Annotated in this window: 22 protein-coding genes; 10 read left to right on the forward strand and 12 right to left on the reverse strand. The window is 64.0% G+C overall.

Annotation, left to right across the window (positions count from 1 at the left end; genetic code table 11):
* Positions 1–290: 290 nt before the first annotated feature.
* Positions 291–1685: a hypothetical protein gene (locus ACQKOE_RS02490; RefSeq protein ID WP_427511406.1), complete on the forward strand. Its 1395-nt coding sequence runs from the start codon at positions 291–293 to the stop codon at positions 1683–1685.
* Between the two features lie 72 nt (positions 1686–1757).
* On the opposite strand, the gene ACQKOE_RS02495 is transcribed toward ACQKOE_RS02490, so the two are convergent.
* A complete protein-coding gene (locus ACQKOE_RS02495; protein ID WP_427511407.1) occupies positions 1758–2417 on the reverse strand; it encodes a carbonic anhydrase in 660 nt (219 codons plus the stop codon).
* Between the two features lie 65 nt (positions 2418–2482).
* Here ACQKOE_RS02495 and lipA point away from each other — a divergent pair, with 65 nt between their 5' ends.
* The gene (gene lipA / locus ACQKOE_RS02500) at positions 2483–3409 is read left to right on the forward strand and encodes a lipoyl synthase (RefSeq protein WP_374588104.1); all 927 of its coding nucleotides are present in this window, start codon (positions 2483–2485) and stop codon (positions 3407–3409) included.
* Between the two features lie 100 nt (positions 3410–3509).
* Entirely contained in the window at positions 3510–3971 is a 462-nt protein-coding gene (locus ACQKOE_RS02505; RefSeq protein ID WP_427511408.1) for a type II toxin-antitoxin system RatA family toxin, read from the forward strand.
* Here the strand turns inward: ACQKOE_RS02505 and ACQKOE_RS02510 are convergent.
* Complete coding sequence (locus ACQKOE_RS02510; RefSeq protein ID WP_427511409.1) at positions 3932–4423, reverse strand: CinA family protein; 492 nt, start codon at positions 4421–4423, stop codon at positions 3932–3934. The two genes, ACQKOE_RS02505 and ACQKOE_RS02510, sit on opposite strands and share 40 nt — an antisense overlap.
* 73 nt (positions 4424–4496) lie before the next feature.
* Entirely contained in the window at positions 4497–5645 is a 1149-nt protein-coding gene (locus ACQKOE_RS02515; RefSeq protein WP_427511410.1) for a bifunctional 2-C-methyl-D-erythritol 4-phosphate cytidylyltransferase/2-C-methyl-D-erythritol 2,4-cyclodiphosphate synthase, read from the reverse strand.
* 72 nt (positions 5646–5717) lie between these two features.
* Here ACQKOE_RS02515 and dusB point away from each other — a divergent pair, with 72 nt between their 5' ends.
* The 7 genes from dusB to hflX all read left to right on the forward strand — a co-directional run bounded on the left by dusB (position 5718) and on the right by hflX (position 14972).
* Positions 5718–6734: a tRNA dihydrouridine synthase DusB gene (dusB, locus tag ACQKOE_RS02520; protein WP_427511411.1), complete on the forward strand. Its 1017-nt coding sequence runs from the start codon at positions 5718–5720 to the stop codon at positions 6732–6734.
* A complete protein-coding gene (locus tag ACQKOE_RS02525; protein ID WP_427511412.1) occupies positions 6734–7819 on the forward strand; it encodes a two-component system sensor histidine kinase NtrB in 1086 nt (361 codons plus the stop codon). Before dusB ends, ACQKOE_RS02525 begins: the two co-directional genes overlap by 1 nt.
* A complete protein-coding gene (locus tag ACQKOE_RS02530; protein ID WP_427511413.1) occupies positions 7816–9219 on the forward strand; it encodes a sigma-54-dependent transcriptional regulator in 1404 nt (467 codons plus the stop codon). Before ACQKOE_RS02525 ends, ACQKOE_RS02530 begins: the two co-directional genes overlap by 4 nt.
* 63 nt (positions 9220–9282) lie before the next feature.
* Complete coding sequence (locus ACQKOE_RS02535) at positions 9283–11517, forward strand: sensor histidine kinase (protein WP_427511946.1); 2235 nt, start codon at positions 9283–9285, stop codon at positions 11515–11517.
* Positions 11518–11521: 4 nt separating this feature from the next.
* Entirely contained in the window at positions 11522–12919 is a 1398-nt protein-coding gene (locus ACQKOE_RS02540) for a sigma-54-dependent transcriptional regulator (RefSeq protein WP_374588091.1), read from the forward strand.
* A 137-nt stretch (positions 12920–13056) separates the two neighbouring features.
* Entirely contained in the window at positions 13057–13644 is a 588-nt protein-coding gene (hfq, locus tag ACQKOE_RS02545) for an RNA chaperone Hfq (protein ID WP_427511414.1), read from the forward strand.
* Positions 13645–13670: 26 nt separating this feature from the next.
* Positions 13671–14972, forward strand: a complete 1302-nt coding sequence (hflX, locus tag ACQKOE_RS02550; protein ID WP_427511415.1) for a GTPase HflX — start codon at positions 13671–13673, stop codon at positions 14970–14972.
* Here the strand turns inward: hflX and mazG are convergent.
* The 9 genes from mazG to ACQKOE_RS02595 are packed head-to-tail and all read right to left on the reverse strand — an operon-like array spanning position 14949 to position 22858.
* Positions 14949–15728 carry a nucleoside triphosphate pyrophosphohydrolase gene (gene mazG / locus ACQKOE_RS02555; protein WP_427511416.1) on the reverse strand — a complete coding sequence of 260 codons (780 nt, stop codon included), beginning with the start codon at positions 15726–15728 and terminating at the stop codon, positions 14949–14951. The genes hflX and mazG overlap by 24 nt on opposite strands.
* A gap of 57 nt (positions 15729–15785) precedes the next feature.
* Entirely contained in the window at positions 15786–15971 is a 186-nt protein-coding gene (locus tag ACQKOE_RS02560) for a hypothetical protein (RefSeq protein ID WP_427511417.1), read from the reverse strand.
* Complete coding sequence (locus ACQKOE_RS02565; RefSeq protein WP_427511418.1) at positions 15968–16735, reverse strand: MBL fold metallo-hydrolase; 768 nt, start codon at positions 16733–16735, stop codon at positions 15968–15970. The genes ACQKOE_RS02560 and ACQKOE_RS02565 overlap by 4 nt, the downstream gene beginning before the upstream one ends.
* Complete coding sequence (locus tag ACQKOE_RS02570) at positions 16732–17505, reverse strand: TatD family hydrolase (RefSeq protein ID WP_427511419.1); 774 nt, start codon at positions 17503–17505, stop codon at positions 16732–16734. The genes ACQKOE_RS02565 and ACQKOE_RS02570 overlap by 4 nt, the downstream gene beginning before the upstream one ends.
* Positions 17499–19061: a methionine--tRNA ligase gene (gene metG / locus ACQKOE_RS02575; RefSeq protein WP_427511420.1), complete on the reverse strand. Its 1563-nt coding sequence runs from the start codon at positions 19059–19061 to the stop codon at positions 17499–17501. The genes ACQKOE_RS02570 and metG overlap by 7 nt, the downstream gene beginning before the upstream one ends.
* Positions 19062–19091: 30 nt before the next feature.
* Positions 19092–20054 (reverse strand): DNA polymerase III subunit delta', encoded by a 963-nt coding sequence (locus tag ACQKOE_RS02580; RefSeq protein ID WP_427511421.1) that lies wholly within the window; start codon positions 20052–20054, stop codon positions 19092–19094.
* Positions 20051–20686, reverse strand: coding sequence for a dTMP kinase (gene tmk, locus ACQKOE_RS02585; RefSeq protein ID WP_427511422.1), 636 nt, complete (start codon positions 20684–20686; stop codon positions 20051–20053). Before tmk ends, ACQKOE_RS02580 begins: the two co-directional genes overlap by 4 nt.
* Positions 20683–21834, reverse strand: coding sequence for a D-alanyl-D-alanine carboxypeptidase family protein (locus ACQKOE_RS02590; RefSeq protein WP_427511423.1), 1152 nt, complete (start codon positions 21832–21834; stop codon positions 20683–20685). Before ACQKOE_RS02590 ends, tmk begins: the two co-directional genes overlap by 4 nt.
* Positions 21818–22858, reverse strand: a complete 1041-nt coding sequence (locus ACQKOE_RS02595; RefSeq protein ID WP_427511424.1) for a lytic murein transglycosylase — start codon at positions 22856–22858, stop codon at positions 21818–21820. The genes ACQKOE_RS02590 and ACQKOE_RS02595 overlap by 17 nt, the downstream gene beginning before the upstream one ends.
* Positions 22859–22931 lie beyond the last annotated feature (73 nt).

Here is a 22931-nt window from a genome sequence, read left to right on the forward strand (position 1 = left end):
GCTTTGGGTCACTTGTTCTGTTGTCACTGCAAACGGTTCGATGGCCCTAGGACAATGCCCCCCGCAAGGCCAGCATAACCAGCCTGAAAGCGGCCTTGAGAGGGGTTTTTTCCACACTTTGCAGCGCAATCCTGAACGGGCGGGCGCGCGGTCATTCAATTGCCGTTCAACCGGGCATGGCTAGTGCGCTGGCCTGTTGCCAAGGGGGCGTGCGAACGCCTATGGCGAAGCAGAGGAAGTTAGCTGCCAAAGCGCCACGGGCGCCATGGATGCCAAGGAGAAGATTTCGTATGGTTCGTGCCAAGTTTTTCGCCCGCACTGCGCTGGGCCTTGCCCTTGCAATGGGTGTTGCCGCTGGCGGCGTAAGCGCTCCGGCCATGGCCAAGGAAAAGGAAAAGAAGGCCGAAGCGCCGAAGATTACCCTGTCGAAGGGCTTCATGCCGGCCTACCAGGCTGCCAAGACCGCGCTTGACGCTGCTGCCAAGCGTCCGGACGTGGTTGCTGGCCGCGAGGCTGCGACGGCTGCTGAAAACGCATACCGCAGCGCACAGGGCAAGGCTGCCCGTGATACCGCCCGCGCCAAGTACGATGCCGCGATCGCTGCCCTGGGCACTGTGGTTGCTGCTGAAAACCAGGCCGTCGAAAACGCCTTCACCGCCGCAACCACGCCCGATGACAAGTTCGTTGCCGGTCAGCTCGGCCTGACGCTGGGCCAGCTCTCGCTGGACAAGAAGATGCAGCGCCGCGGCCTGCAGTCGATGGTCGACAGCGGCAAGGTCGCTGCGGCAGATGCGGCCAAGTTCAATTACTACATCGGCGGTCTGGCCTTCGACTCGCGCGATTATGCCGGGGCCCGCGCCGCATTCCAGGCGGCGATTGCTGGCGGTTACACCGAAGGCGGCATCGACGGCCTGCTCGCTGATTCCTACTTCAACGACAACCAGGTGGCCGAAGGCCTGAAGGTGCTCAATGCTGCCATTGCCAAGCGCGGCGCTGCAGCTCCGGAAGACTGGATCCGCAAGGGTATCGTCGTGTCGTACAAGGCAAAGCTGGCCCCTGAGGCGGTCGCTTTCTCGAACAAGCTGGTTGAGGGTTATCCGAGCAAGGACAACTGGGCCCTGGCCATCGCCGTGATCCGCGACATGAGCCAGTTCCAGAACCAGGAACAGCTTGACCTGATGCGCCTGATGGATCGTACGGGCAGCTGGTCGGAAGCTCGTGACTACTTCGAGTATATCCAGGCTGCCGACCCTCGCCGTCTGCCGGCCGAAGCGCTGAAGGTGATCGACCTGGGGATTGCTTCGGGCAAGCTCCAGGCCAGCGACGTCAGCGTTTCTGATGCCCGCAACATTGCCTCGGGCCGCATCGCTGCGGACAAGGCCTCGCTGGTCGGTCTGGAGCGTGATGCCCGCGCTGCCAGCGGCTCTGCCGCAACGGCCATGGCCGGCGGCGACGCGTTCCTCAGCTATGGCGATGCCGCCAAAGCGGAAGCGCTGTACCAGATCGCGCTCAGCAAGCCCGGTGTCGATGCGCCGCGCGTGCTGACCCGCCTCGGTATTGCCCAGACCGACCTCGGCAAGACTGCCGAAGCCCAGGCGACCTTTGCCAAGGTTACCGGTCTGCGCGCACCGATCGCGGCGCTGTGGTCGGCCTATGCCAAGAGCAAGGCTGCGCCCGCGCAGTAAGCTGACGGCAAAATGCCAAAAGAAAGGGCGGCCTTGCGGGGCCGCCCTTTTCGTTTGTGGGATTGCGGGAAGCTATTCCTGCGGGACCGGGGCGTAGGTTCCGGTCTCCTCGTCCAGCAAGTGCAGCATGCCATCGGAGATCGCGAAGATCGCGCCGGTCAGGCGCAGTTCGCCTGCGCGTTCCTTCTGGCGGATGCAGGGGAAGGTGCGCAGGTTGTCGAGGCTGACCTGGACGGCGGCCTGCTCCATAGCATGTTCCGCCTCGCGGCCCTCGGTGCCATGCGAGTGCACCACCGGCCCTCGCACATGATCCAGCAGGCCGATCCATTCGGCAATGAACCCGCCTTCGCCCGGAGCGGCGTCTTTCAGCTCGCCCGTCAGGGCTACCTTGCAACCGCCGCAGCGACCATGGCCCATGACCACGATTTCCTTCACCTGTAGCACTTGCACCGCAAATTCGAGCGCTGCCGAAACGCCGTGACGACCCGGATTCGTCTCGAACGGCGGAACCAGTGCAGCCACGTTGCGGACGACGAAAACTTCGCCGGGATAAACGTCGAAGATCTGGCTGGGATCGACTCGGCTGTCGGAGCAGGCGATGACCAGCACGTCGGGCTGCTGCCCTTCGCGCAGGGTTTCCCAGCGTTTGCGGTGCGGTTCCCAACCGGTGCGGATGAAACGGCGATAGCCGGCGATCAGGCGGTCCAGGCCCGTGGAAGGTGTGCTGTCCATGCCCGGTCCCTTGCCCCCATAAATTCGCACTGGCAAGCCTTGCCGCCTGCGCCTATCTGGGCGCCATGAACGATCTTTCATCGCCCCCCGCACCGGAGCGCCAGCGCAAGCCGGACTGGATTCGCGTCAAGGCCCCGACAAGTAAGGGTTATGGGGAAACCCGTAAGCTGATGCGCGACCTCAAGCTGAACACGGTTTGCGAAGAAGCGGCTTGTCCGAATATTGGCGAGTGCTGGACCAAGAAGCACGCGACGGTGATGATTCTGGGCGATGTGTGCACCCGCGCCTGCGCGTTCTGCAACGTCAAGACCGGGATGCCCCGCGCGGTCGATCCGCTGGAGCCGGAACACGTTGCGATTGCAGCGGCCAAGATGGGGCTGGAACATATCGTCATCACCTCGGTCGACCGCGATGACCTGCCGGATGGCGGAGCAGGGCAGTTCGTCAAGGTGATCAAGGCGCTGCGGGCCGCCACGCCCGACACCACTATCGAGATCCTCACTCCGGACTTTCGCGGCAAGATGCGCCCCGCGGTCGAAGCAATCGTCGCGGCGGGTCCGGATGTTTACAATCACAACCTGGAAACGGTCCCCCGGCTTTACCCGACGATCCGTCCGGGCGCGCGGTACTATGCTTCGCTGCGCTTGCTGGAAGAGGTGAAGAACCACGACCCGCTGGTCTTTACCAAGAGCGGGATCATGCTGGGCCTGGGCGAGGAGCGGCTTGAGGTTCATCAGGTGATGGACGACATGCGCAGCGCCGGGATCGACTTCATCACTATGGGTCAATACCTGCAGCCCACGCCCAAGCACACCAAGGTCATGGAATTCGTCACGCCGCAGACCTTCGACGCCTATGGCTCGATCGCGCGGGCCAAGGGCTTTCTGCAAGTCGCAGCCAGCCCGCTGACCCGCTCCAGCTATCACGCGGGTGATGATTTCAAGCAGATGCGCGCTGCCCGTCAGGCCAAGATCGGAAGCACCCGCCGTTGACCATGGCTGCGTCCCATAACCCGCTCAGCCTGAGCCTGTCGAAGGCGGCGTTGGGCCAACAGGTGCTTCGACAAGCTCAGCACGAGCGGAGGGTGGGCTGATGCCCGGAAGCCGCGAAGTCCGCCGCTTGCCCTATACGGTCGAACAGATGTTCGACCTGGTCGCCGACGTCGCGCGCTATGGCGAGTTTCTGCCCTGGGTCGTGGCGACCCGGATTCGCTCTGACAGCGAGACGGAAATGGTCGCCGACATGCTGGTGGGCTTCAAGGCGTTGCGGGAAAAGTTCACCTCTCGCGTGATCAAGAGCCGACCACACCGGATCGAAGTGATCTATGTCGATGGACCGATGCGCGATCTGGACAATGTCTGGGAATTCCGCCCTGTCGAGGGCGGCGGCTGCGAAATCGACTTCCAGGTCGAATTCACCTTCCGCAATGCGATGTTCGAAAAGCTGGCGGGCCAGTATTTTGACCGCGCCTTCCGCAAGATGGTCACCGCGTTTGAGGAACGCGCGGACAAGCTTTACGGCAGCAGCAGCTCCAGCGCGACCAGCGCGGCCTGACGGCGGATCTCGGAACGGGTCTGGCCATCCAGCAAGCGCTCTTCGGCCACCAGTTCTTCGCTGCCCCGCACTGCGCGGGCAAAGACCACGGTTCCTACCGGCTTTTGCGGCGTGCCGCCATCGGGCCCGGCAATCCCGCTGATCGCGACGGCCACATCGGCGCGGCTGTTGTTGAGCGCGCCCTGGGCCATCGACCAGGCGCAGGCGATGGACACGGCGCCGAACGTCTCGATGATTTCGCGCGGAACGTTCAGCGATTCCTGCTTGGATTCGTTCGAATAGGTAACGAACCCGCGGTCGAGCACGGCGGAAGAGCCGGCAATCTCGGTAAGCGCAGCCGCGACCAGTCCGCCAGTGCAGCTTTCGGCCAGCGCTACCGTCCTGCCGCTCTCACGGTTTGCAGCGACCACGCGCGCGGCCAGCTCAGTCAGGTCTTCGGACAGGATACTCACTTCGGAACTTCCCCTAGCGAATCGCGGAGGGCGCCATGGTCCTGTTAACGGGGAAAATCCAGCCCGGTTTCGTCTAGTCGGCAATAAGAGTGGCCACGGCCTGCGCCGCGATGCCCTCGCTCCGCCCGGTAAAACCCAGCTTTTCCGTGGTGGTAGCCTTTACGCTGACTGCTTCCACGCTTGTCCCCAGAAGTTCGGCGAGGCGCGCCCGCATGGCCGGGCGGTGCGGCCCGATCTTCGGTGCCTCGCAAATGATCGTCAGGTCGACATTGCCGATGCGATAACCCGCTTCGCCCGCCAGCTTTGCCGCGTGAACAAGGAACTGGTCGGAACTGGCACCCTTCCACTTCGGGTCGCTGGGCGGGAAGTGGCTCCCGATATCCCCATTGCCCACGGCACCGAGGATTGCATCGACAAGCGCGTGGATCGCGACGTCGGCATCGCTGTGGCCGGAAAGTCCCGAGTGATGTTCGATGCGCACTCCGCACAGCCACATTTCCTCGCCCGGTGCGAAGCGGTGGACGTCATAGCCCGTTCCCACCCGGATCGGAGTGCGGGCGGCGGCAAAATCGCTGGCGAAGGTCAATTTGTGCAAGGCTTCGTCTCCATCGACCAGGGCCACGGGCAGACCGGCGGCGCGTGCCACCTGGGCATCGTCTCCTGCATCAGCCGCGCCGCTCCATGCCCGGTGGGCGGCGAGAATCTCGGCGTAGCGGAAGGCCTGGGGCGTTTGTACACGGCGCAAATCCTCCCGCCGCGCAGGGGCGCCCATCATGGCTCCATCGGCGGTGGTCAGGCTGTCCACCACAGGCAGGACCGGAATGGCCCCTGGTGCAGTATCGAGCGCGGCCAGCAGCCGTTTTATTACCTCTACGGGCAGCACAGGGCGGGCGGCATCGTGGATCAGGACCATGTCCGGCGCATCCTGCGTCAAAGCCTCCAGTGCCAGGTGCACCGATTGCTGCCGCGAAGCGCCGCCCGTGACCAGGCGGATACCGGCGATCCCGGCCAGGGCAGCCGTGGCTACCTCTTCAGCCCCGGCGGGAATGGCGACAACGATAGGCGCGATACCCGATGCGGCGAGCGCTTCTGCCGAATGGCGCACCACCGGTTTGCCGCGCCACAGGGCGAACTGCTTGGGCAGGGGCTGACCGGCGCGCAGGCCCTGGCCAGCGGCGACGATCACGGCGGCAGTGCGGGAAGGGGAGGGGCTGTCGGCCATGCGATCCCGGTAAAGACTTGCGGCAGGCGGGGCAATTCCCTATGTGCTGCCCAAATTTTAGGCACCCTTACTATGACCGCGCTTCCTCCCTCTCCTGGCCTGGCCCCGATCAAGGTCGGCCCTGTCGCCATCGACTGCCCGGTGATCCTGGCGCCGATGACCGGGGTTACGGACCTGCCATTCCGCCGGATGGTCCGCCGCTTCGGCTCCGGCCTGAATGTGACCGAGATGATCGCCAGTCCCGCCGCGATCCGGGAAACGCGGGTTTCGGTGCAGAAAGCCATGTGGGACCCGGCAGAGGAGCCGGTATCGATGCAGCTCGTCGGCTGCGACCCGGTCCAGATGGGCGAGGCGGCCAAGCTGGTCGAGGATCGCGGCGCGGCGATCATCGACATCAACATGGGCTGCCCGGTGCGCAAGGTGGTGAACGGGGATGCTGGTTCGGCGCTGATGCGCGACGTGCCGCTGGCGGCAAAGCTGATCGAGGCCACGGTCAAGGCCGTGAAAGTGCCGGTAACGGTCAAGATGCGCATGGGCTGGTGCCATGACAGCCTCAACGCTCCGGAACTGGCGCGCATTGCCCAGGATCTGGGAGCGCAGATGGTCACCGTTCACGGCCGCACCCGCAACCAGATGTACAAGGGCTCCGCCGACTGGTCCTTTGTGCGCAAGGTGAAGGAAGCCGTCTCGATCCCGGTCATCGTCAATGGCGACATTTGCGAGATCGCCGACGTCGCAGCGGCGCTGGAGCAGTCCGGCGCTGACGGCGTGATGATCGGGCGCGGGGCCTATGGCCGGCCCTGGCTCCTCGCACAGGTCATGCACTGGCTGAAGACCGGGCAGAAACTGGCTGATCCCACTCTGGAAACGCAGCTTGCGGTGATTCTGGAGCATTACCAGGCCATGCTGGACCACTATGGCACCGACACCGGCGTCAAGATGGCGCGCAAGCACCTGGGATGGTACACGCGCGGGCTGCACGGTTCGGCCTCGTTCCGCAACATGGTCAACTTTGTCGACGACGCCGATGAAGTCATGCGCCTGATGCGTGAATTCTACGATCCCTTCCTGGAACGGGCCGCCGCCTGATGGCCGAAGCCCAGCGCCAGCTTGCCAGCTTGCCCTTTGCAGTGCTGCTGCTGGCTCCAGGGCAGAAGCTGGCTGCAGCCAATCCGGCGGCAGAGCAATTGCTGGGGCAAAGCTTCCGCCGACTTGAAGGCAGACCGCTCGATGCCGTGCTGCGCTTTGAAGAACCGCGCATTGCCGAGCGCCTTGCCCAGGCCGATGGCCAGCTCTCCGCCCGCGCCACTTCGATTGCGCCGCTGGGCCAGCCATCGCGCCACGTCGATCTGACCTTGGCGCCGGTGATCGACCAACCCGGCTGGCAAGTCCTGACCCTGATCGACATCGGCGGGGCAGAGGCACTGCGCGATGCCCCGGCAGCGGGTGAGGGCGGCGTGCTGCGCGCGCCCGAAATCCTGGCGCATGAAATCAAGAACCCGCTCGCCGGTATTCGCGGCGCGGCGCAGCTTCTGGGCCGCAAGCTGGAGGGCAAGGACCTTGCCCTGACTGGCCTGATCGCGGACGAGGTCGACCGGATCGCCAAGCTGATCGACCAGATGCAGTCGCTCTCCAGTCGGACCTCGCTGGACCTGGCGCCCTGCAACCTTCACGAGGCCGTCCGCCGTGCCCGCGCCGTGATCGAAGCCAGCGGCAAGGCCCCGCAGATCGTCGAAGAGTTCGATCCGTCGCTGCCGATGGTCATGGGCAATGCCGATGCCCTGGTGCAGGTGCTGATCAACCTGCTCGCGAATGCAGCGGACGCGACGCGTGACGTAGCAGAGCCGCGCATCGTGATCCGCACCCGCTTTGCCAGCGGGCTGCAATTGCATACCGGTGATGCGGGCAAGGCGCTTCGCCTGCCCATCGAACTCAGGATCAGCGACAACGGACCGGGCATCGATCCGGACCTGCGCGAGCACGTGTTTGAGCCGTTCGTGACGTCCAAGAAAAGCGGACAGGGCCTGGGCCTGGCCCTGGTACGGCGCCTGCTGCGCGACATGAATGGCCGGATCAATCACGACCGCGATCCGAACGGAGGCTGGACCCATTTCCGGGTTCACTTGCCAGTCGCCCGCGAGGGGCGGAAAATTCTGCATGAGGAAGCGGCATGAGCGTCCTGCTGGTTGAAGACGATCCCTCGATCGCACTGGTCATCACCGCAGCCCTGGAAGCGGAAGGCTTCACCGTCGATTGCTGCGATTCCATCGCTGAGCGCGACCGCTTGCTGAAGCGGCAAAGCTATTCCGCCCTCGTGACGGACGTGATGCTGACCGACGGTGACGGGATCGAGACTATCGGTGCCGTGCGCGAAGCCGCACCGCGCATGCCGATCATCATCCTGTCGGCACAGAACACGCTGGATACGGCAGTCCGAGCCAGCGATACCGGCGCTTTCGAGTATTTTCCCAAGCCCTTTGACATCGATGAACTGGCCCGCACCGTGCGCCAGGCCGTCGGCAATGCCGAAGCGGCGCAAAGCGGCAGTGACGAAAGTCCTGTCGCCGGACTGCCGCTGGTCGGCCGCTCTGCGGCGATGCAGGCGGTCTATCGCATGATCACCCGCGTTCTGCGCAATGACCTGACCGTGCTGATCCTCGGGGAAAGCGGCACGGGCAAGGAACTGGTGGCAGAGGCGATCCACCAGCTGGGGCACCGCAAGACCGGTCCCTTCGTGGCGGTCAACACGGCGGCGATCCCGGCGGACCTGATCGAAAGTGAACTGTTCGGCCATGAAAAGGGCGCTTTCACGGGCGCCGTTGCGCGCCATGCGGGGAAGTTTGAGCAAGCCAGCGGTGGCACGCTGTTCCTCGACGAGATCGGGGACATGCCGCTCGAGGCGCAGACGCGGCTGCTGCGCGCGTTGCAATCGGGCAAGGTGCGCCGCGTTGGCGGGCGGGAAGAAATCGCGGTCGACGTACGGATCATTGCCGCCACGAACCGCGACCTGGAACCGATGATCGCCGCAGGCACCTTCCGCGAAGACCTGTTCTATCGCTTGAACGTGGTGCCGATCACCCTGCCGCCGCTGCGCGAGCGGAGCGACGATATTCCGGCGCTCGCCCGGCACTTCCTGCAACTGGCAGCCGGGGAAGGGCTGCCCCGCCACAGCCTGAGCGACCAGGCCGAAGCACTGCTCAGCCGCCAGCCCTGGCGAGGCAACGTGCGCGAACTGCGCAACTTCATCTACCGCCTGGCCCTGCTGGTCCGCGAAGACCGGATCGAGGCCGAAGCAGTGGCCCCGCTGCTGCTTCAGGCGGCGCGCGCCGAAAGCAATGACGGGCCGGTCAAGCTGGACGCAGCGGTGGAGCAATGGCTGCACGATCAGCGGCCCGCTCCGGGCACGGTCTATGACCTTGCCCTCGCGGCCTTTGAGCGCCCGCTGTTCCTTGCCGCACTGCGCGAAACGCAGGGCAATCAGCTTCGCGCGGCCAGCTTGCTCGGCATCAACCGCAACACGCTGCGCAAAAGACTGACCGAACTGGAAATAGATCCAGCCGAAGCGGTACGGTAAATCCACTCCTTTCGGCAAAAGCCGCTTGCATCACTGCAACAGTGCTGTTGTAATATGGCAACGATGGTGATCACCGGCTCTCTGAAACATGCGCGTAGCTGGCCCAACTGGTGGCGGCGCGTTCAGATTGCCGCGCGGCGGGCCAACTTGATCGCTACCCTGGAAATTGCCTCGGTCCTCGCCTTCGTGGTGATGACCGGGCTGACCTGGTACAAGTTCGATTCCACGTCCAGCACCGGCAAATTGCTCCCGACGGAGCTGACTGCCGCTCTGCTGATCGGCACGCTGGTTCCGGCCATGGCGATCCTCGTCCTCCTCGGACGGCGCCTGGCCTTGAAGCGCGCGGCTGAGCGGATCGGCGGCGGAACGGGTCGGCTCCACGTGCGACTGGTGTTCCAGTTCTCCCTCGCATCGGCGGTCTCGACCCTGATGGTCGTGCTGTTTGCCTCGTTCCTGTTCCAGACCGGGGTGGAGTTCTGGTTTTCGGACAAGTCCCGCGGCCTGATTGAAAACGCCAACCAGCTGGCGCGCGCCTATTACGAGCAGACCGAGCGCGACCTGGAGCTGGAATCGCTGGCCATGGCCGCCGACGTCGGTGATTTTCTCAGCAAGGAGTCGTTCTCAAGCCCCGCTTTCCCGGAATATTACTCCTATCAGGTTCATCAGCGGCGGATCAGTGAATCGACCATTCTGCAAAAAGGCAGCGACGGCGCCTTGCACCGGGCCGCGCTGGCGAGAGGGCCAGAGCCGCTGTCCGAACAGGTTTCCGCCGGAGTGCTGCGCCAGCTGGACGGCGGCGCGCCGATCGTGGTCAGCTCTACCGGCAATTCGATCCAGGCCGTGACGCCAATCGACCGCCGCGCCGGGATCTATCTCTACACAGCGCGCAAATCTGACCTGCTTTCAACGGGTTACGCGCAGAACGTGCTGCGCTCCTATGAAGAACTGACCCAGCGCGCACGCATCCAGCAATTGCGCTTCAACGTGCTGCTGTTCGTGGCCAGCCTCGCGCTGGTCGGCCTGTCGGTCTGGTTCGCGCTGCGCTTTGCCGACCGGCAGGTGGAGCCGCTCTACGATCTGGTCGATGCCGCGCGCGAGGTGGGGGCGGGCAACTTTGCCATGCGGATCGAAGGGCGGACCGGCGGCGACGAGATCGGCCTGCTCAACCGCGCTTTCAATCGCATGACCCAGCAACTGGACCGACAGACCCAGGCCCTGGTCGGCGCGAACCAGCAACTGGACGAGCGCCGCGCCTTCATCGAAACCGTGCTGGAGTCGGTCTCTGCCGGGATCATTTCCACCGACGCCAAAGGCCGGATCAGCCTGATCAACGGACAGGCGCTGAAGCTCTTGCTGGATAGCAGTGCCGAGCCGCCTATCGGCAAAAAGCTGGAAAGCATCGCGCCGGATATCGCGGCCCTAGCGGAAAGCGGGCGCGAGGGCGGGGTGGTGCAGTACTACCGGGGCAGCGAGCTGCTAACCTTGGCGGTCAAGGCGACCAAGGGCAGTGCCGGCACGGTCGTCACTTTCGAAGACATCACCCGGCAGTTGCTCGACCAGCGGCAGGCCGCCTGGTCTGACGTCGCCCGCCGCATCGCCCATGAAATCAAGAACCCGCTGACCCCGATTCAGCTGGCTACCGAACGGCTCAAACGGCGCTATACCAAACTCGTTTCCGCCGATGCGGAGCTGTTCGAGGAACTGACCGGCACGATCATCCGCCAGGTTGGCGATCTGCGCCGCATGGTGGACGAGTTCTCCTCGTTCGCGCGGTTGCCCAAGCCGGTATTCCGCGGCGAGGACCCGGTCGATCTGGCCCGTCAGGCGCTTTTCCTGCAGGAAGTGGCGCGGCCCGACATCAACTTCGCTTTCGCGGCGGATACCAACCTGGGCATTATTGCCTGTGATCGCCATCAGTTCGGCCAGGCCATGACCAACGTGCTGAAGAACGCGACCGAAGCGATCGAAGCGCGGCAGAAGACCGGCGATGCTGACTATCGCGGACGAATTTCCGTCTCGCTGAAGGGCAGTGATGACGATGTGATCGTCACCATCGCGGACAACGGGATAGGCCTGCCGCAGGACAAGGAACGCATCGTCGAACCCTATGTCACCACGCGCGAGAAGGGCACCGGGCTGGGTCTCGCCATCGTGAACAAGATCGTTGAAGAGCATGGCGGCGAGATGACTTTCGCCGCTGGAGAGCAAGACGGAACTGTCGTGAAAATGCGGTTCGCCCGCGATCCCCGGTTGAGCCAGCACGGCGCCGACGGGGCAGATGAAAAGGTTTTGAGGTAAGGCAATGGCACTCGATATCCTGATCGTTGACGATGAACGCGACATCCGCGACCTGGTCGCCGGCGTGCTCAGCGACGAAGGCTTTCAATGCCGGACCGCCGGGGACAGCACCTCGGCACTGGACATGATCGACGAGCGCCGGCCCAGCCTGGTTCTGCTTGACGTCTGGCTCCACGGCAGCCCGATGGACGGACTTGAAGTGCTCGACGCGATCAAGGCGCGGGAGCCCGAACTGCCGGTCATCATCTTTTCCGGCCACGGCAATATCGACACGGCAGTTTCCGCGATCAGCCGCGGCGCGATGGACTTCATCGAAAAGCCGTTCGAGGCAGAGCGGCTCTTGCTGCTGGTCGCCCGCGCGACCGAGACAGAGCGCCTGCGCCGCGAGAACGCGCGCCTGCGCGAAGGCTTTGCCATTGCGGACGAATTCACCGGCAATTCCAGCGCGATCAACACGGTCCGCGCCACGTTGAAGCGCGTCGCCAATACTGGCAGCCGCCTGCTGATCAGCGGGCCCGCCGGATCGGGCAAGGAAGTCGCGGCAAGGTTGCTCCATTCTTGGAGCCCGCGCGCTGAAAATGCATTCGTCACAGTCAACTCGGCACGGATCACCCCGGAACGGTTCGAACAGGAACTGTTCGGCGAGGAAGTGGACGGAAAACTGGTCCGCGCTGGTCTGCTGGAACTGGCCGACGGCGGCACGCTTTACCTCGACGAAGTGGCCGACATGCCCGAATCGACCCAGGCCCGCATCCTGCGCGTGCTGACGGAACAAGCTTTCGTCCGCGTTGGCGGGCACCGACAGATCCGTGTTGACGTACGCGTGGTTTCCTCCACCGCGCGCGATCTGGAAAAGGAAATTGCCGAGCGCCGTTTCCGCGAGGACTTGTTCTACCGCCTGAACGTGGTGCCCGTGACGATCCCCAGCCTGGCCGAGCGGCGCGACGACATTCCGACGCTGGTCGACCATTTCTTCGCTCGCTTTGCCTCCGATCAGGGGGTGCCGCCGCCCGAAGTGTCGGAAGAGGCGATGGCCGCGCTGCAAAGCTATGAATGGCCCGGAAACGTGCGCCAGTTGCGCAACGTGGTCGAACGCATGATCATCCTCACCCCGCGCGAACGGCTTGCCCGGATCGAAGCAGACATGCTGCCCAGCGAAGTCGTATCGGGCCGGATCAGCAGCGACAACGGTCTGCCCAACCTGATGGGCGTGCCCCTGCGCGAGGCGCGCGAGAATTTTGAGCGTGAGTACCTGCGCGTTCAGATCAAGCGCTTTTCGGGGAACATTTCCCGCACCGCCAGCTTTATCGGAATGGAGCGTTCGGCCCTGCATCGCAAGCTGAAGCTTCTGGGAATGGCTGACCGCCGCGAAGGCGAGGATGAGGACGAGGTAACCGCATAATTGTAATCGCCCTGTCAAAAAGGGCGTTTACCCTTAACGGTCTTAGGTTTATCAGGTCCCCCAATTAACCGGTCGGTTCGGGCGAACCGGCCAGATTGCGGACTGCACCAGCAGCCGCCAAAAAGAAGGAGCAGACAATGACCTCACGGACTCTTACCGCACGCCCGCGTCCGGCCAAGACTGAAGCCGAAACAGCGGCAGCGGAAACCGCGCCCGCGTCGGTAACCGGCGGCGCCAAGGGCCAGAACCTCCAGGACCAGTTCCTCAACCTGCTGCGCAAGAACAAGACGCCGGTCACCATGTTCCTGGTGAAGGGCGTGAAGCTGCAAGGCATTGTCACCTGGTTCGACAATTTCTCGATCCTGCTGCGCCGCGATGGGCAGAGCCAGCTGGTCTACAAGCACGCCGTTTCGACCATCATGCCCAGCCTGCCGGTCGACGCGCGCCAGTTTGCCAGCGGCGGTGAAGGCGGCAAGAAGGTTCGCCTACTGCAGGACGTGTTCCTGACGAGCGTGCGCGCGTCCGAAGTCCAGGTCACCATGTTCCTGGTCAACGGCGTGATGCTGCAGGGCCGCGTTGCCGCGTTTGACCTGTTCTGCATGCTGCTGGAACGCGAAGGCTATGTTCAGCTGGCCTACAAGCACGCGGTTTCGACCATTCAGCCGGTTACTCCGGTGGACCTGACCGGCGATGGCTGGGACGGTGAAGAAGGCGACGACGACTGAGTTTTCTTGACGACAATCGCGAGGATGTGACCCGCGGCGCGCGGGCGCTGATCGTGTATCCGGAATTCCGTGGCAGGGCCGCTGCCTCGGTCGATACGGCCGCACGCCTGGAAGAAGTGCGCGGTCTCGCCTTCGCCATCGGGCTGGAAGTGGTCGATGCCATCGCCATCCCGATCCGCGAGGCGCGCGCCGGCACCCTGTTCGGGGAAGGGCAGATCCAGAACATCGACATCGCCTGCACCCAGGGCGAGGCGGAACTGGTCATTGTCGATGGCTCGCTCTCCGCGATCCAGCAGCGCAATCTGGAAGAAAAGCTGAAGCGCAAGGTGATCGACCGGACCGGTCTGATCCTCGAGATTTTCGGGGAGCGGGCGGCGACGGCGGAAGGCCGCTTGCAGGTCGAACTGGCCCACCTCGATTACCAGGCCGGACGACTGGTCCGCAGCTGGACCCACCTTGAGCGGCAGCGCGGCGGTTTCGGTTTCCTCGGCGGTCCGGGCGAAACCCAGATCGAAGCCGATCGGCGCATGATCCGCGACCGCATGGCCCGCCTGCGCCGCGAACTCGATCAGGTCCGCCGGACGCGGGGCCTCCACCGCAGCCGCCGGGAAAAGGCGCCCTGGCCGGTCATTGCCCTGGTTGGCTATACCAATGCCGGGAAAAGCACCCTGTTCAACCATCTGACCGGGGCAGGGGTGATGGCTGAAGACCTGCTCTTCGCCACGCTGGACCCGACCATGCGGCGCATCCGTCTGCCGGGTGTCGACAAGGCGATCCTTTCGGACACCGTGGGCTTCATTTCGGACCTGCCGACTCAGCTCGTCGCCGCATTCCGCGCCACTCTGGAAGAAGTGACGGCAGCCGACGTCATCGTCCATGTCCGGGACATTGCGAACCCGGATAGCAGCCAGCAAAAGACGGAAGTGCTAGGCATTCTGGCCGACCTTGGGCTGTTGGAGGAAGACGGCACGGCGCCCAGGGTGCCGATTGTCGAGGCCTGGAACAAGTGGGACCTGCTCGACACGGAACGCGCGGCGGAACTGGCCGACCGGATCAAGGCGCGCAGCGATGAAGTGATCGTGCCTGTCTCGGCCCTGACCGGAATGGGGTGTAACGAATTGCTCGAAGCGGTCAGCAAGTTGCTGACCCAGGGCGCGCGGCTTCATTCCTTTGTCTTGCCGGTCAGCGACGGACAGCGGCTCGCCTGGCTCCACGCGCATGGTGAAGTGGTTTCTGAAGAGGATGCTGGCGAAGACGAGCGCGGACCGCTGCGGCGGCTTGAGGTTCGGCTTGAGCCGCGGGAATTAGGACGCTTTACCCGGCTCTGACGTCTTGACGTCAACCCACAGGGCTTCCTGTTTGTCCAGGGTCAGGCTGGCAAAGTCCAAGCCGCGCGCTTTGGCCAGGGCCTCCATTCCGGCAAAACGGCGTTCAAACTTGGCATTGGCGGCGCGCAGGGCTTCTTCGGCCGGTATGCCGTAAGCCCGGACCAGGTTGACGGCGGCAAACAGCATGTCGCCGGCCTCCTCAAAGCGGTGCTGCTCCGTTTCAGCTTCCGCAAGCTCGCCGATCTCTTCAACCAGTTTCTGAGCTGGGCCTTCCACGTCAGGCCAATCGAAACCGACACGCGCCGCCCGTTTCTGTAGCTTTTCGGCGCGCAGCGCGGCGGGAAGGGCAAGTGCAACGCCGTCCAGAGCGCTGCTTGCCCCTTTGGCCGCGCGCTCTTCGGCCTTGATCCGCTCCCAGCGTTCTTCGCGGGAGTGATCCTGTTCGCTGCTGTCGCCGAAGATATGCGGGTGGCGCGCTTCCATCTTGTCCGAGATCGCTGCGGCCACGTCGGCGAAAGCGAAATGGCCAGCTTCTTCGGCGATGCGGGAATGGAACACGACCTGAAGCAGCAGGTCGCCAAGTTCGTCCTTCAGCGCCGCCATGTCCTTGCGGGCAATGGCGTCCGCAACTTCGTAGGCTTCTTCGATCGTGTAAGGCGCGATCGTTTCGAAGGTCTGCGCAGTGTCCCAGTCACAACCGCGCTGAGGATCGCGCAACTGCGCCATGATCGAGAGGAGACGTTCGAGAGGGGGCATGGACTGGTCGCTTATTTAAGACTGATAATATATATTATGTTAAATTAACTCAACTGATCATTGCTGATACAGGGAGATCAGGATGGTTAATCCGCTGATAATGGTGACCCAGATTGCCGCCATTTGCAGCATCTGCAAGCGGCCATGCCCTGCAATTGCCCGAGCGTGACGGAAAGCGACGAAATCAAGAACCAGGCAACCGATAGCCAGAACAATCAGGCTTTCGGATGAGAAAGCTATCACGCGGTAACCTCAAGCCCGTCATAACCGACCAGGACATGAGCAGGAACTTCGGCCTGCAACGAGGCATAGTCCAGCGACTTGTCGAGATGCGTCAGGATCCCGGTCCCCGCGCGCACCGCGTCGATCAGTTCCAGCGACATGGCCAGATGCGAATGGGTTGGATGCGGATCGCGGCGCAGGCAATCGACCGCCAGCACGTCGACTCCGCTCAGAAGATCGACCATCTCGCGGGTAATCTTGTTGAAGTCCACTGCGTAACCGACTGATTTTCCGTCGCAATCAAAGCGGAACGCGGTGCTGTCCATCGCGCCGTGCGGCATGGTGCAATGCCGCACGCCAATCCCCGCGCACATGCGCACCCGCTCCAGCGTGTCGAGCGCCAAGATCGTTGGGTAGCCATCCTGTCCGGAAAAAACATAGCCGAAGCGCTGCCGCAGCCGCCGGACCGTCTCGTCATCAGCATAGGCGGGAATCGGCCCCGCGCGGCCATAGCGCAGGACGCGCAGGTCATCGATGCCGTGACAATGATCGGCATGGTCGTGGGTCCAGAAAACCGCGTCGATCTTGTCGATCCCGTTGGTCAGGAACTGGTTGCGCAAATCCGGCGAGGTATCGACCAGGATGCGGCTTCCGTCGTTGCTTTCCACCATTACGGACACACGGCTGCGGCGGTTCCTGGGTTCAGCGGGATCGCAGTGGCCCCAATCGTTGCCGATCCGGGGAACGCCCGTGCTCGTCCCGCAGCCAAGAACCAGCAGTTTCATGCCGCTTTCCTGAACAGGTTGAAGAAATTTCGGGTGGTCGCTTCGGCCAGAGCCTCTGGCGTTGTCCCCCGCAGACCCGCCACAAAGCGCGCCGTATCCGCAGTAAAGGCCGGTTCGCAAACTTGCCCGCGATGCGGCACCGGCGCCAGGAACGGCGCATCGGTTTCGACCAGGATCCGATCTTCAGGCAGCTCCGCCGCGATAGCCTGCAAGTCCTTGGCGTTCTTGAAAGTTACGATGCCGGACAGCGAAATGGTCAGGCCCAGGTCAAGCACCTTGCGCCCGAAATCGGCCGAAGCGGTGAAGCAGTGGATCAAGGCGGGATAGGCCCCCTTCTCCATCTCTTCTGCCATGATCGCGTAGGTATCGTCCTCGGCCTCGCGGGTGTGGACGATCAGGGGCAGGCCGGTTTCGCGTGCGACGGAAATATGACGCCGGAACAGGGCTTTCTGAGTCTCTCTGTCCGAATGGTCGTAATAGTAATCGAGGCCGGTTTCGCCGATCGCGATCACCTTGGAATGGGCTGACGCTTCCAGCAGGGCCCCCTCACCCATGTCGCTGTGGCCATCGGCCTCGTGCGGGTGAATGCCGACGCTAGCCCAGACATCAGCCTCGCGCTCGGCCGTGCCGATCACTTGCGCCCATTCGCGCTGGCGGGTGGAGATCGAAAGGAAACCGCCAAGTCCTGCTGCCCGCGCGCGGGCCAGAACGCCTTGCTGGTCCTCGACCAGGCCCTTGTATTCCAGGTGGCAGTGGGAATCGATCAGCATAAGGCGTCCTCAGCCGGAAGTTCAAGCCGCGGGAACACGCCAACCGGTTGTTCCAGCTTGAAGCCGCTGGCCCGCAGTCGCTGATACCAGGCACCATCCGCCAGGTCCGCAAACCCGCGCTCAGCAGCCGGAATGCCCAGTTGGTCGAGTAACTTGTCGGCAGACACCGGAACCACCGGACGGATCGCAATCGCCAGATCGCGCACCGCCTTGAACAGGGTCAGCAAAACCGCCTTCATACGCTCCGGATCGGTCTTTTTCAGGGTCCAAGGCGCCTGCTCGTCGACGTACTGGTTGCAGGCAAAGACGGCGCGCATCCAGGCTTCGATCCCGGCGGAGAAATCGAGCGCTTCAAAAGCGGCGACCAGGTCCTTTCCGCAAGCTTGAGCGACAGTGCTCAGCAATTCATCGTCGGCCGCTTGCGTCGAAAACTCCGCAAGTTCACCGTCCAGATTCTTGAAAATCATCGACAAAGAGCGCTGTGCGAGATTGCCGAAGCTGTTCGCGAGCTCTGCATTGCAGCGCGTCACGATGGCTTCTGGCGAGTAGGACCCGTCCTGGCCGAAGGCGACTTCGCGCATCAGGAAATAACGCAGCGAATCAACCCCGAACTGCCCCGCCAGGGCCATGGGATCGGTCACGTTGCCCAGCGACTTCGATTCTTTCTGCCCGCGATTGAGCAGGAAGCCGTGACCGAAGACCTGCTGCGGCACCGGAAGCTGCGCGCTCATCAGGAAGGCCGGCCAATAGATCGTGTGGAACCGGACAATGTCCTTGCCGATCAGGTGCAGGTTTGCCGGCCAATACTTGGCGTAGTCACCGCCTTCGTCGGGAAAGCCGATCCCGGTCAGGTAATTGGTCAGGGCGTCGACCCACACGTACATGACGTGGTTTTCGCTGCCCGGCACCTTGATCCCCCAGTCAAAGCTGGTGCGCGACACGGAAAGATCGCGCAGCCCCGCCTTCACGAAGGCGATCATTTCATTGCGGCGGCTTTCCGGGCGCAGGAAACCGGGAGTTTCCAGCAGGGTCAGCAGCTTGTCCTGATAGGCGGAGAGACGAAAGAACCAGCTTTCCTCAACGGTCCATTCGACCGGTGTGCCCTGGGGAGAGAGCTTCTCGCCGCCCTCGCCCTGGGTCAGTTCGCTCTCGTCGTAATAGGCTTCGTCGCGGACCGAGTACCAGCCTTCGTAGCGATCGAGATAGAGGTCGCCATTCGCTTCCATGCGCCGCCACAGTTCCTGGGTGGCAGCGTGGTGGCGCGGTTCCGTGGTGCGCAGGAATACGTCATAGGACACATTCAGTCCTTCGCACATATCTATGAAATGCTGTGACATTTCGTTGGCAAGCTGCGCCGGAGTGATCCCCAGGTCGCGCGCCTTTTGCGCCATCTTCAGCCCATGTTCGTCCGTGCCGGTCTGGAAGCGGACATCGCGTCCCATCTGGCGCTGGAACCGGGCGATCACGTCGGCAGCAATCGCCTCATAGGCATGACCGATATGCGGCTTGCCGTTGGGATAGGAAATCGCGGTGGTAATGTAGAATGGTTCGGCCATGGCCGCAGCTTGTCTTTCAAAAGCGGGAAATCAAGCCGCCTCTCTAGGCATGGCGAGGGAGGCCAGCAAGGCCCCGATTTCCATCACGACCAGCGCCGGGTCAAAATTGTAGGTCGGAAGCTGGCCGGACAGGCGCACCAGATCGCCGTGAACCTGGATCACGGCCTGATTGCGGCGTGCATCGCCTCGGCCCAGCTCGGCGGCGACCACTGCCCGCGCGAGGTCAACCGCGGCCTGCTGGCGTTCCCGGTCTGGCCGCGTGCCGATTTCTTCCGCCAGTTCCCCGCGCAGGGCGAAATGCTCGTCCCCCTCGGCAATCAGGCGCAGCATGACCTGGTGCAATCTGCCCAGATCCTGATCGACAAAGTCCAGCGCCGCGCCCGGGGATCCTTCCGCCGCCGCAATTGCCGCCGCCCGCGCCGCCGCTTCGGCCTGGGGCGCGGATTCGCGCAAGATCCGCTCCATCGCGGCGTGATCGAGCGGGTTGAAGCGCAGCACGCGGCAGCGCGAACGGATGGTGGGGAGCAACCGGCCCGGACGGTGCGTGACCAGCAGGAAGTAGGTTCCGGCAGGCGGCTCTTCCAGCGCCTTGAGCAGGGCGTTGGCGGCGTTGCGCTCCAGATCGTCAGCCGGATCGATGATCACCGCGCGGCGCGAACCCAGCGTGGGCCGGGTGTGGAGTCGCTGGATCAAGGTGCGGATTTCCTCGATCGGAATGGCGCGCTTGCGCCGGTATTCGCCGCCATCCTCGCGCTTTTTGGCCTCGTCCTTGTTTTCGGGAGGATGCTCGGGGATCAGGATGTCGGGATGCGCCTCTGCTGGCGGTTGCGGAATGCCGGGTTCGGCAACCAGTTCAGCCGCCGCAGCGCGCGCGAACTGGCCCTTGCCCAGCCCCTTCAGGCCGGTCAGCATCCAGGCGTGGTGCATGCGCGGACTGGCCAAGGCCGCCCGGAACTCGCGCCACGCGCCTTCATGACCGGCGAGATCGGTCATACCTGGTCCAGCATTCCATCGAGCGCAGCCATGACTGCCGAGTGGACTGCTTCGGCATCGCCGTTGCCGTCAATCCGCGCAAAACGCGCCGGTTCTGCCTCTGCGAACCGGGCGAAGGCGGCGGCAACCTTGGCGTGATAGCCCTCGTCCCGCCCGCCGATCCGGTCCGCCCCATCGACATCGCGCGCAGCCGTGCGCTGGCGGGCCACTTCGGGCGATACTTCGATCAGCAGGGTCAGGTCGGGAAGCAAGCCGCCGCTGCCAATGCGGTGCAGTTCGAGCACTTCCGCATCGGACAGTCCGCTGCCGCCGCCCTGGTAGGCGCGGCTTGAATCGACGAAACGGTCGCAGATCACCCATTTTCCTGCCGCCACGGCGGGCTGGATCAGGCGTTCGACATGGTCCGAGCGGGCCGCCGCAAACAGCAGCGCTTCGGCGCGCGGGTTCCACCCCTCCCCCTCGGTCCCCAAAAGGAGCGCGCGGATCGCCTCTGCGCCAGGAGTGCCGCCGGGTTCGCGGGTGATGATGCTGGGCGCGCCGCGCCGTTCCAGTGCAGCCGCCAGCAACCGGGCCTGCGTACTCTTGCCCGCCCCTTCCCCGCCTTCGAATGCGATGAACTTGCCCCGTGTCATTCCCACAGCCCTAGCAGGCCATTCACGATCCTGTCGATTGGTCCGGCGGTGGTGACGGACTTTGTCGTCAGCAAAGGCAGGCGGTAGGCCGGTTGGCCTTCGATCTGCACCTCAAGGGTTGCGATAGGCGCACCCTTGGCAATCGGTGCCCGGACAGGCCCAGTATAGTGAATCTCCGCCCGGAACGCCGGATTGGTGCCTGACGGAACCGCCATGGAGTAGTCCCTTGGCACGGTCACCGGAACCTCACGGGCGGTGCCGTTCTGGACCCTGATCCGGCCCACTTCTTGCCCCGCTGCCAGGAAAGGACGACTATCCCAGGCTGCAAAGCCCCACTCCACCAGATCGCGTGAAGCCTTGGCCCGTGCAGCTTCCGAAGGCGTCGTGCCCACCACCAGCACCAGCCTGCGACCATCGCGCACCACCGAACCCAGGAAGGTGTAACCCGCCTCGCGCGTATGGCCGGTCTTGATCCCGTCTGCACCTGCGACCACGCCGGACAGCGGGTTGCGGCTGAACAGGCGGTGGCCGTTCCGGGTCATCTCCCTGGCGCGGAAATAGCGCTGATAGAGCTCCGGATGCTCCCGCACCAGGGCCTGACCGAGCCGCGCCATGTCTGCAGCCGTGACATAGGTCTTGCCGCCATCCGGCAAGCCATTGGCGCTGGCAAAGTGGCTACCGGTCATGCCCAGCGCCTGCGCCCGCTGATTCATCGCCTGGTGCCACGCCTGCTGACTGCCGAGCGCAGCTTCCGCCAATACGGCGGCGGCATCGTTGGCGCTGGCGGTCACCACCCCGCGCAGCAGGTCGGCAATGCGAATGCGCTCGTTCGGTTTCAGGTAGAGCGAGGTTCCTTTACCCGACAGGCGGGATGCCGTCGCTGGCGGCACGGCGACCAGGGCTTGCTCGTCCAGCCGTCCGGCGCGGATCAGGTCGAAGGCGACCAGCGCGGTCATGGCCTTGGTCATTGACGCGGGCAGAAAGCGGGCTTCCGCCCGGCGCGCGAACAGCATCTGCCCGGACGAGGCATCGACCAGCAGGGCGATCGGCGCTTGCTCTGCCGATGGCGGCGCGGGCTGCTTCGCCGCAGCCGGCGCCGCGACAATCAGCAGGGCCAGCGGCAGCCAGCGCTTAGCGTGCAATCTCATCCGCCAGCAAGGCCACCGACAGGGCGTAATAGTTGGAGCAGTTGTATTGCAGGATCACGCGGTAATTTCCGGTGAGCAGGTAGATCCCGTTGCCCGGGCCATCCGGTTCGAACAGCGTTGCCATGGTCTGATCGGCAATCGCCCCTTGCGGCACCACGCCCAGCGCGCGCCATTCTGCCACGGTTTTCCATACCGAGTGACGATTGTGGACTGCGGGGCAACTGGGCGATTCCAGCCGGCTCGCGATGAGGCTGCGGTTGAGTCCCGCCGGCGTGCTGGCACGGACGCCCCAGGGCTCGCCCGGTCGCCAACCCGCGTCGCGGAAATAGTTGGCGATGGAGGCAAAGGTATCGGCGCGGCTGTTCCAGATATCCGCATCGCCATCCCCGTCGCCATCGCGCGCCACGCGCAGATAGACCGAGGGCAGGAACTGCGGATTGCCAAACGCACCGGCCCAACTGCCGAGCATCCGGGCGCGCGGAACGCCCCGGTCGGCCATTTTCATCAGCGCGATCAGTTCCCCTTCGAACAGCGCCCGGCGGCGCCCTTCATAGGCCAGCGTTGCCAGGGAACGCGCCAGGTCAAAGTCGCCCTTGATCCGGCCGTAAAAGGTTTCCTTGCCCCAGATCGCGATGATCATCTTGCGCGGCACGCCGTACTGCGCCTCAATTCGGCTAACCAGCGCGGCATTGCTGGCCATGGCGGCCCGGCCCAGGTTGATCCGCTCTGCCCCGATATGCTTGACGTAATAGCTGGAAAACGGCGGCGGTGCGCCCGGGCTGGACCCAGGCTGCGCCCGGTCCAGCGAAACCACGCGCGGGTTGTAGGACAGGCCCGACAGGATGGAATCGATCGCCTGCTGGCTGACCCCCTCCCCCTGCGCCTTGGCAGAGACCAGTTGCAGATAGCCCTGGAAGCCGGCAGCAGGATCGGATTGCGCAGCCAGCTGGGCCGGCGGGGCGGACAGCAGTGCCACCCCCACGGCCAGAGGACTTGCCAATCGAATCTTGCGCAGGAATTTCATCGGCCAAGCTTGCCACAGCGAAGTTGATTCTGGAAATGCAACGGGCGTGACAAAGCAGCACTTTGCCGCTAGC

Source organism: Novosphingobium sp. NPDC080210 (assembly GCF_050281025.1).
Lineage (GTDB): Bacteria > Pseudomonadota > Alphaproteobacteria > Sphingomonadales > Sphingomonadaceae > Novosphingobium.

What these genes read in the sequence shown, in the direction of transcription:
- ACQKOE_RS02490 (WP_427511406.1), top strand. Translation starts at nt 291, where the DNA reads ATGGTTCGTGCCAAGTTTTTCGCCCGCACTGCGCTGGGCCTTGCCCTT.
- ACQKOE_RS02495 (WP_427511407.1), bottom strand. Translation starts at nt 2,417, where the DNA reads ATGGACAGCACACCTTCCACGGGCCTGGACCGCCTGATCGCCGGCTAT.
- lipA (WP_374588104.1), top strand. Translation starts at nt 2,483, where the DNA reads ATGAACGATCTTTCATCGCCCCCCGCACCGGAGCGCCAGCGCAAGCCG.
- ACQKOE_RS02505 (WP_427511408.1), top strand. Translation starts at nt 3,510, where the DNA reads ATGCCCGGAAGCCGCGAAGTCCGCCGCTTGCCCTATACGGTCGAACAG.
- ACQKOE_RS02515 (WP_427511410.1), bottom strand. Translation starts at nt 5,645, where the DNA reads ATGGCCGACAGCCCCTCCCCTTCCCGCACTGCCGCCGTGATCGTCGCC.
- dusB (WP_427511411.1), top strand. Translation starts at nt 5,718, where the DNA reads ATGACCGCGCTTCCTCCCTCTCCTGGCCTGGCCCCGATCAAGGTCGGC.
- ACQKOE_RS02525 (WP_427511412.1), top strand. Translation starts at nt 6,734, where the DNA reads ATGGCCGAAGCCCAGCGCCAGCTTGCCAGCTTGCCCTTTGCAGTGCTG.
- ACQKOE_RS02530 (WP_427511413.1), top strand. Translation starts at nt 7,816, where the DNA reads ATGAGCGTCCTGCTGGTTGAAGACGATCCCTCGATCGCACTGGTCATC.
- ACQKOE_RS02535 (WP_427511946.1), top strand. Translation starts at nt 9,283, where the DNA reads ATGGTGATCACCGGCTCTCTGAAACATGCGCGTAGCTGGCCCAACTGG.
- ACQKOE_RS02540 (WP_374588091.1), top strand. Translation starts at nt 11,522, where the DNA reads ATGGCACTCGATATCCTGATCGTTGACGATGAACGCGACATCCGCGAC.
- hfq (WP_427511414.1), top strand. Translation starts at nt 13,057, where the DNA reads ATGACCTCACGGACTCTTACCGCACGCCCGCGTCCGGCCAAGACTGAA.
- mazG (WP_427511416.1), bottom strand. Translation starts at nt 15,728, where the DNA reads ATGCCCCCTCTCGAACGTCTCCTCTCGATCATGGCGCAGTTGCGCGAT.
- ACQKOE_RS02565 (WP_427511418.1), bottom strand. Translation starts at nt 16,735, where the DNA reads ATGAAACTGCTGGTTCTTGGCTGCGGGACGAGCACGGGCGTTCCCCGG.
- ACQKOE_RS02570 (WP_427511419.1), bottom strand. Translation starts at nt 17,505, where the DNA reads ATGCTGATCGATTCCCACTGCCACCTGGAATACAAGGGCCTGGTCGAG.
- metG (WP_427511420.1), bottom strand. Translation starts at nt 19,061, where the DNA reads ATGGCCGAACCATTCTACATTACCACCGCGATTTCCTATCCCAACGGC.
- ACQKOE_RS02580 (WP_427511421.1), bottom strand. Translation starts at nt 20,054, where the DNA reads ATGACCGATCTCGCCGGTCATGAAGGCGCGTGGCGCGAGTTCCGGGCG.
- tmk (WP_427511422.1), bottom strand. Translation starts at nt 20,686, where the DNA reads ATGACACGGGGCAAGTTCATCGCATTCGAAGGCGGGGAAGGGGCGGGC.
- ACQKOE_RS02590 (WP_427511423.1), bottom strand. Translation starts at nt 21,834, where the DNA reads ATGAGATTGCACGCTAAGCGCTGGCTGCCGCTGGCCCTGCTGATTGTC.
- ACQKOE_RS02595 (WP_427511424.1), bottom strand. Translation starts at nt 22,858, where the DNA reads ATGAAATTCCTGCGCAAGATTCGATTGGCAAGTCCTCTGGCCGTGGGG.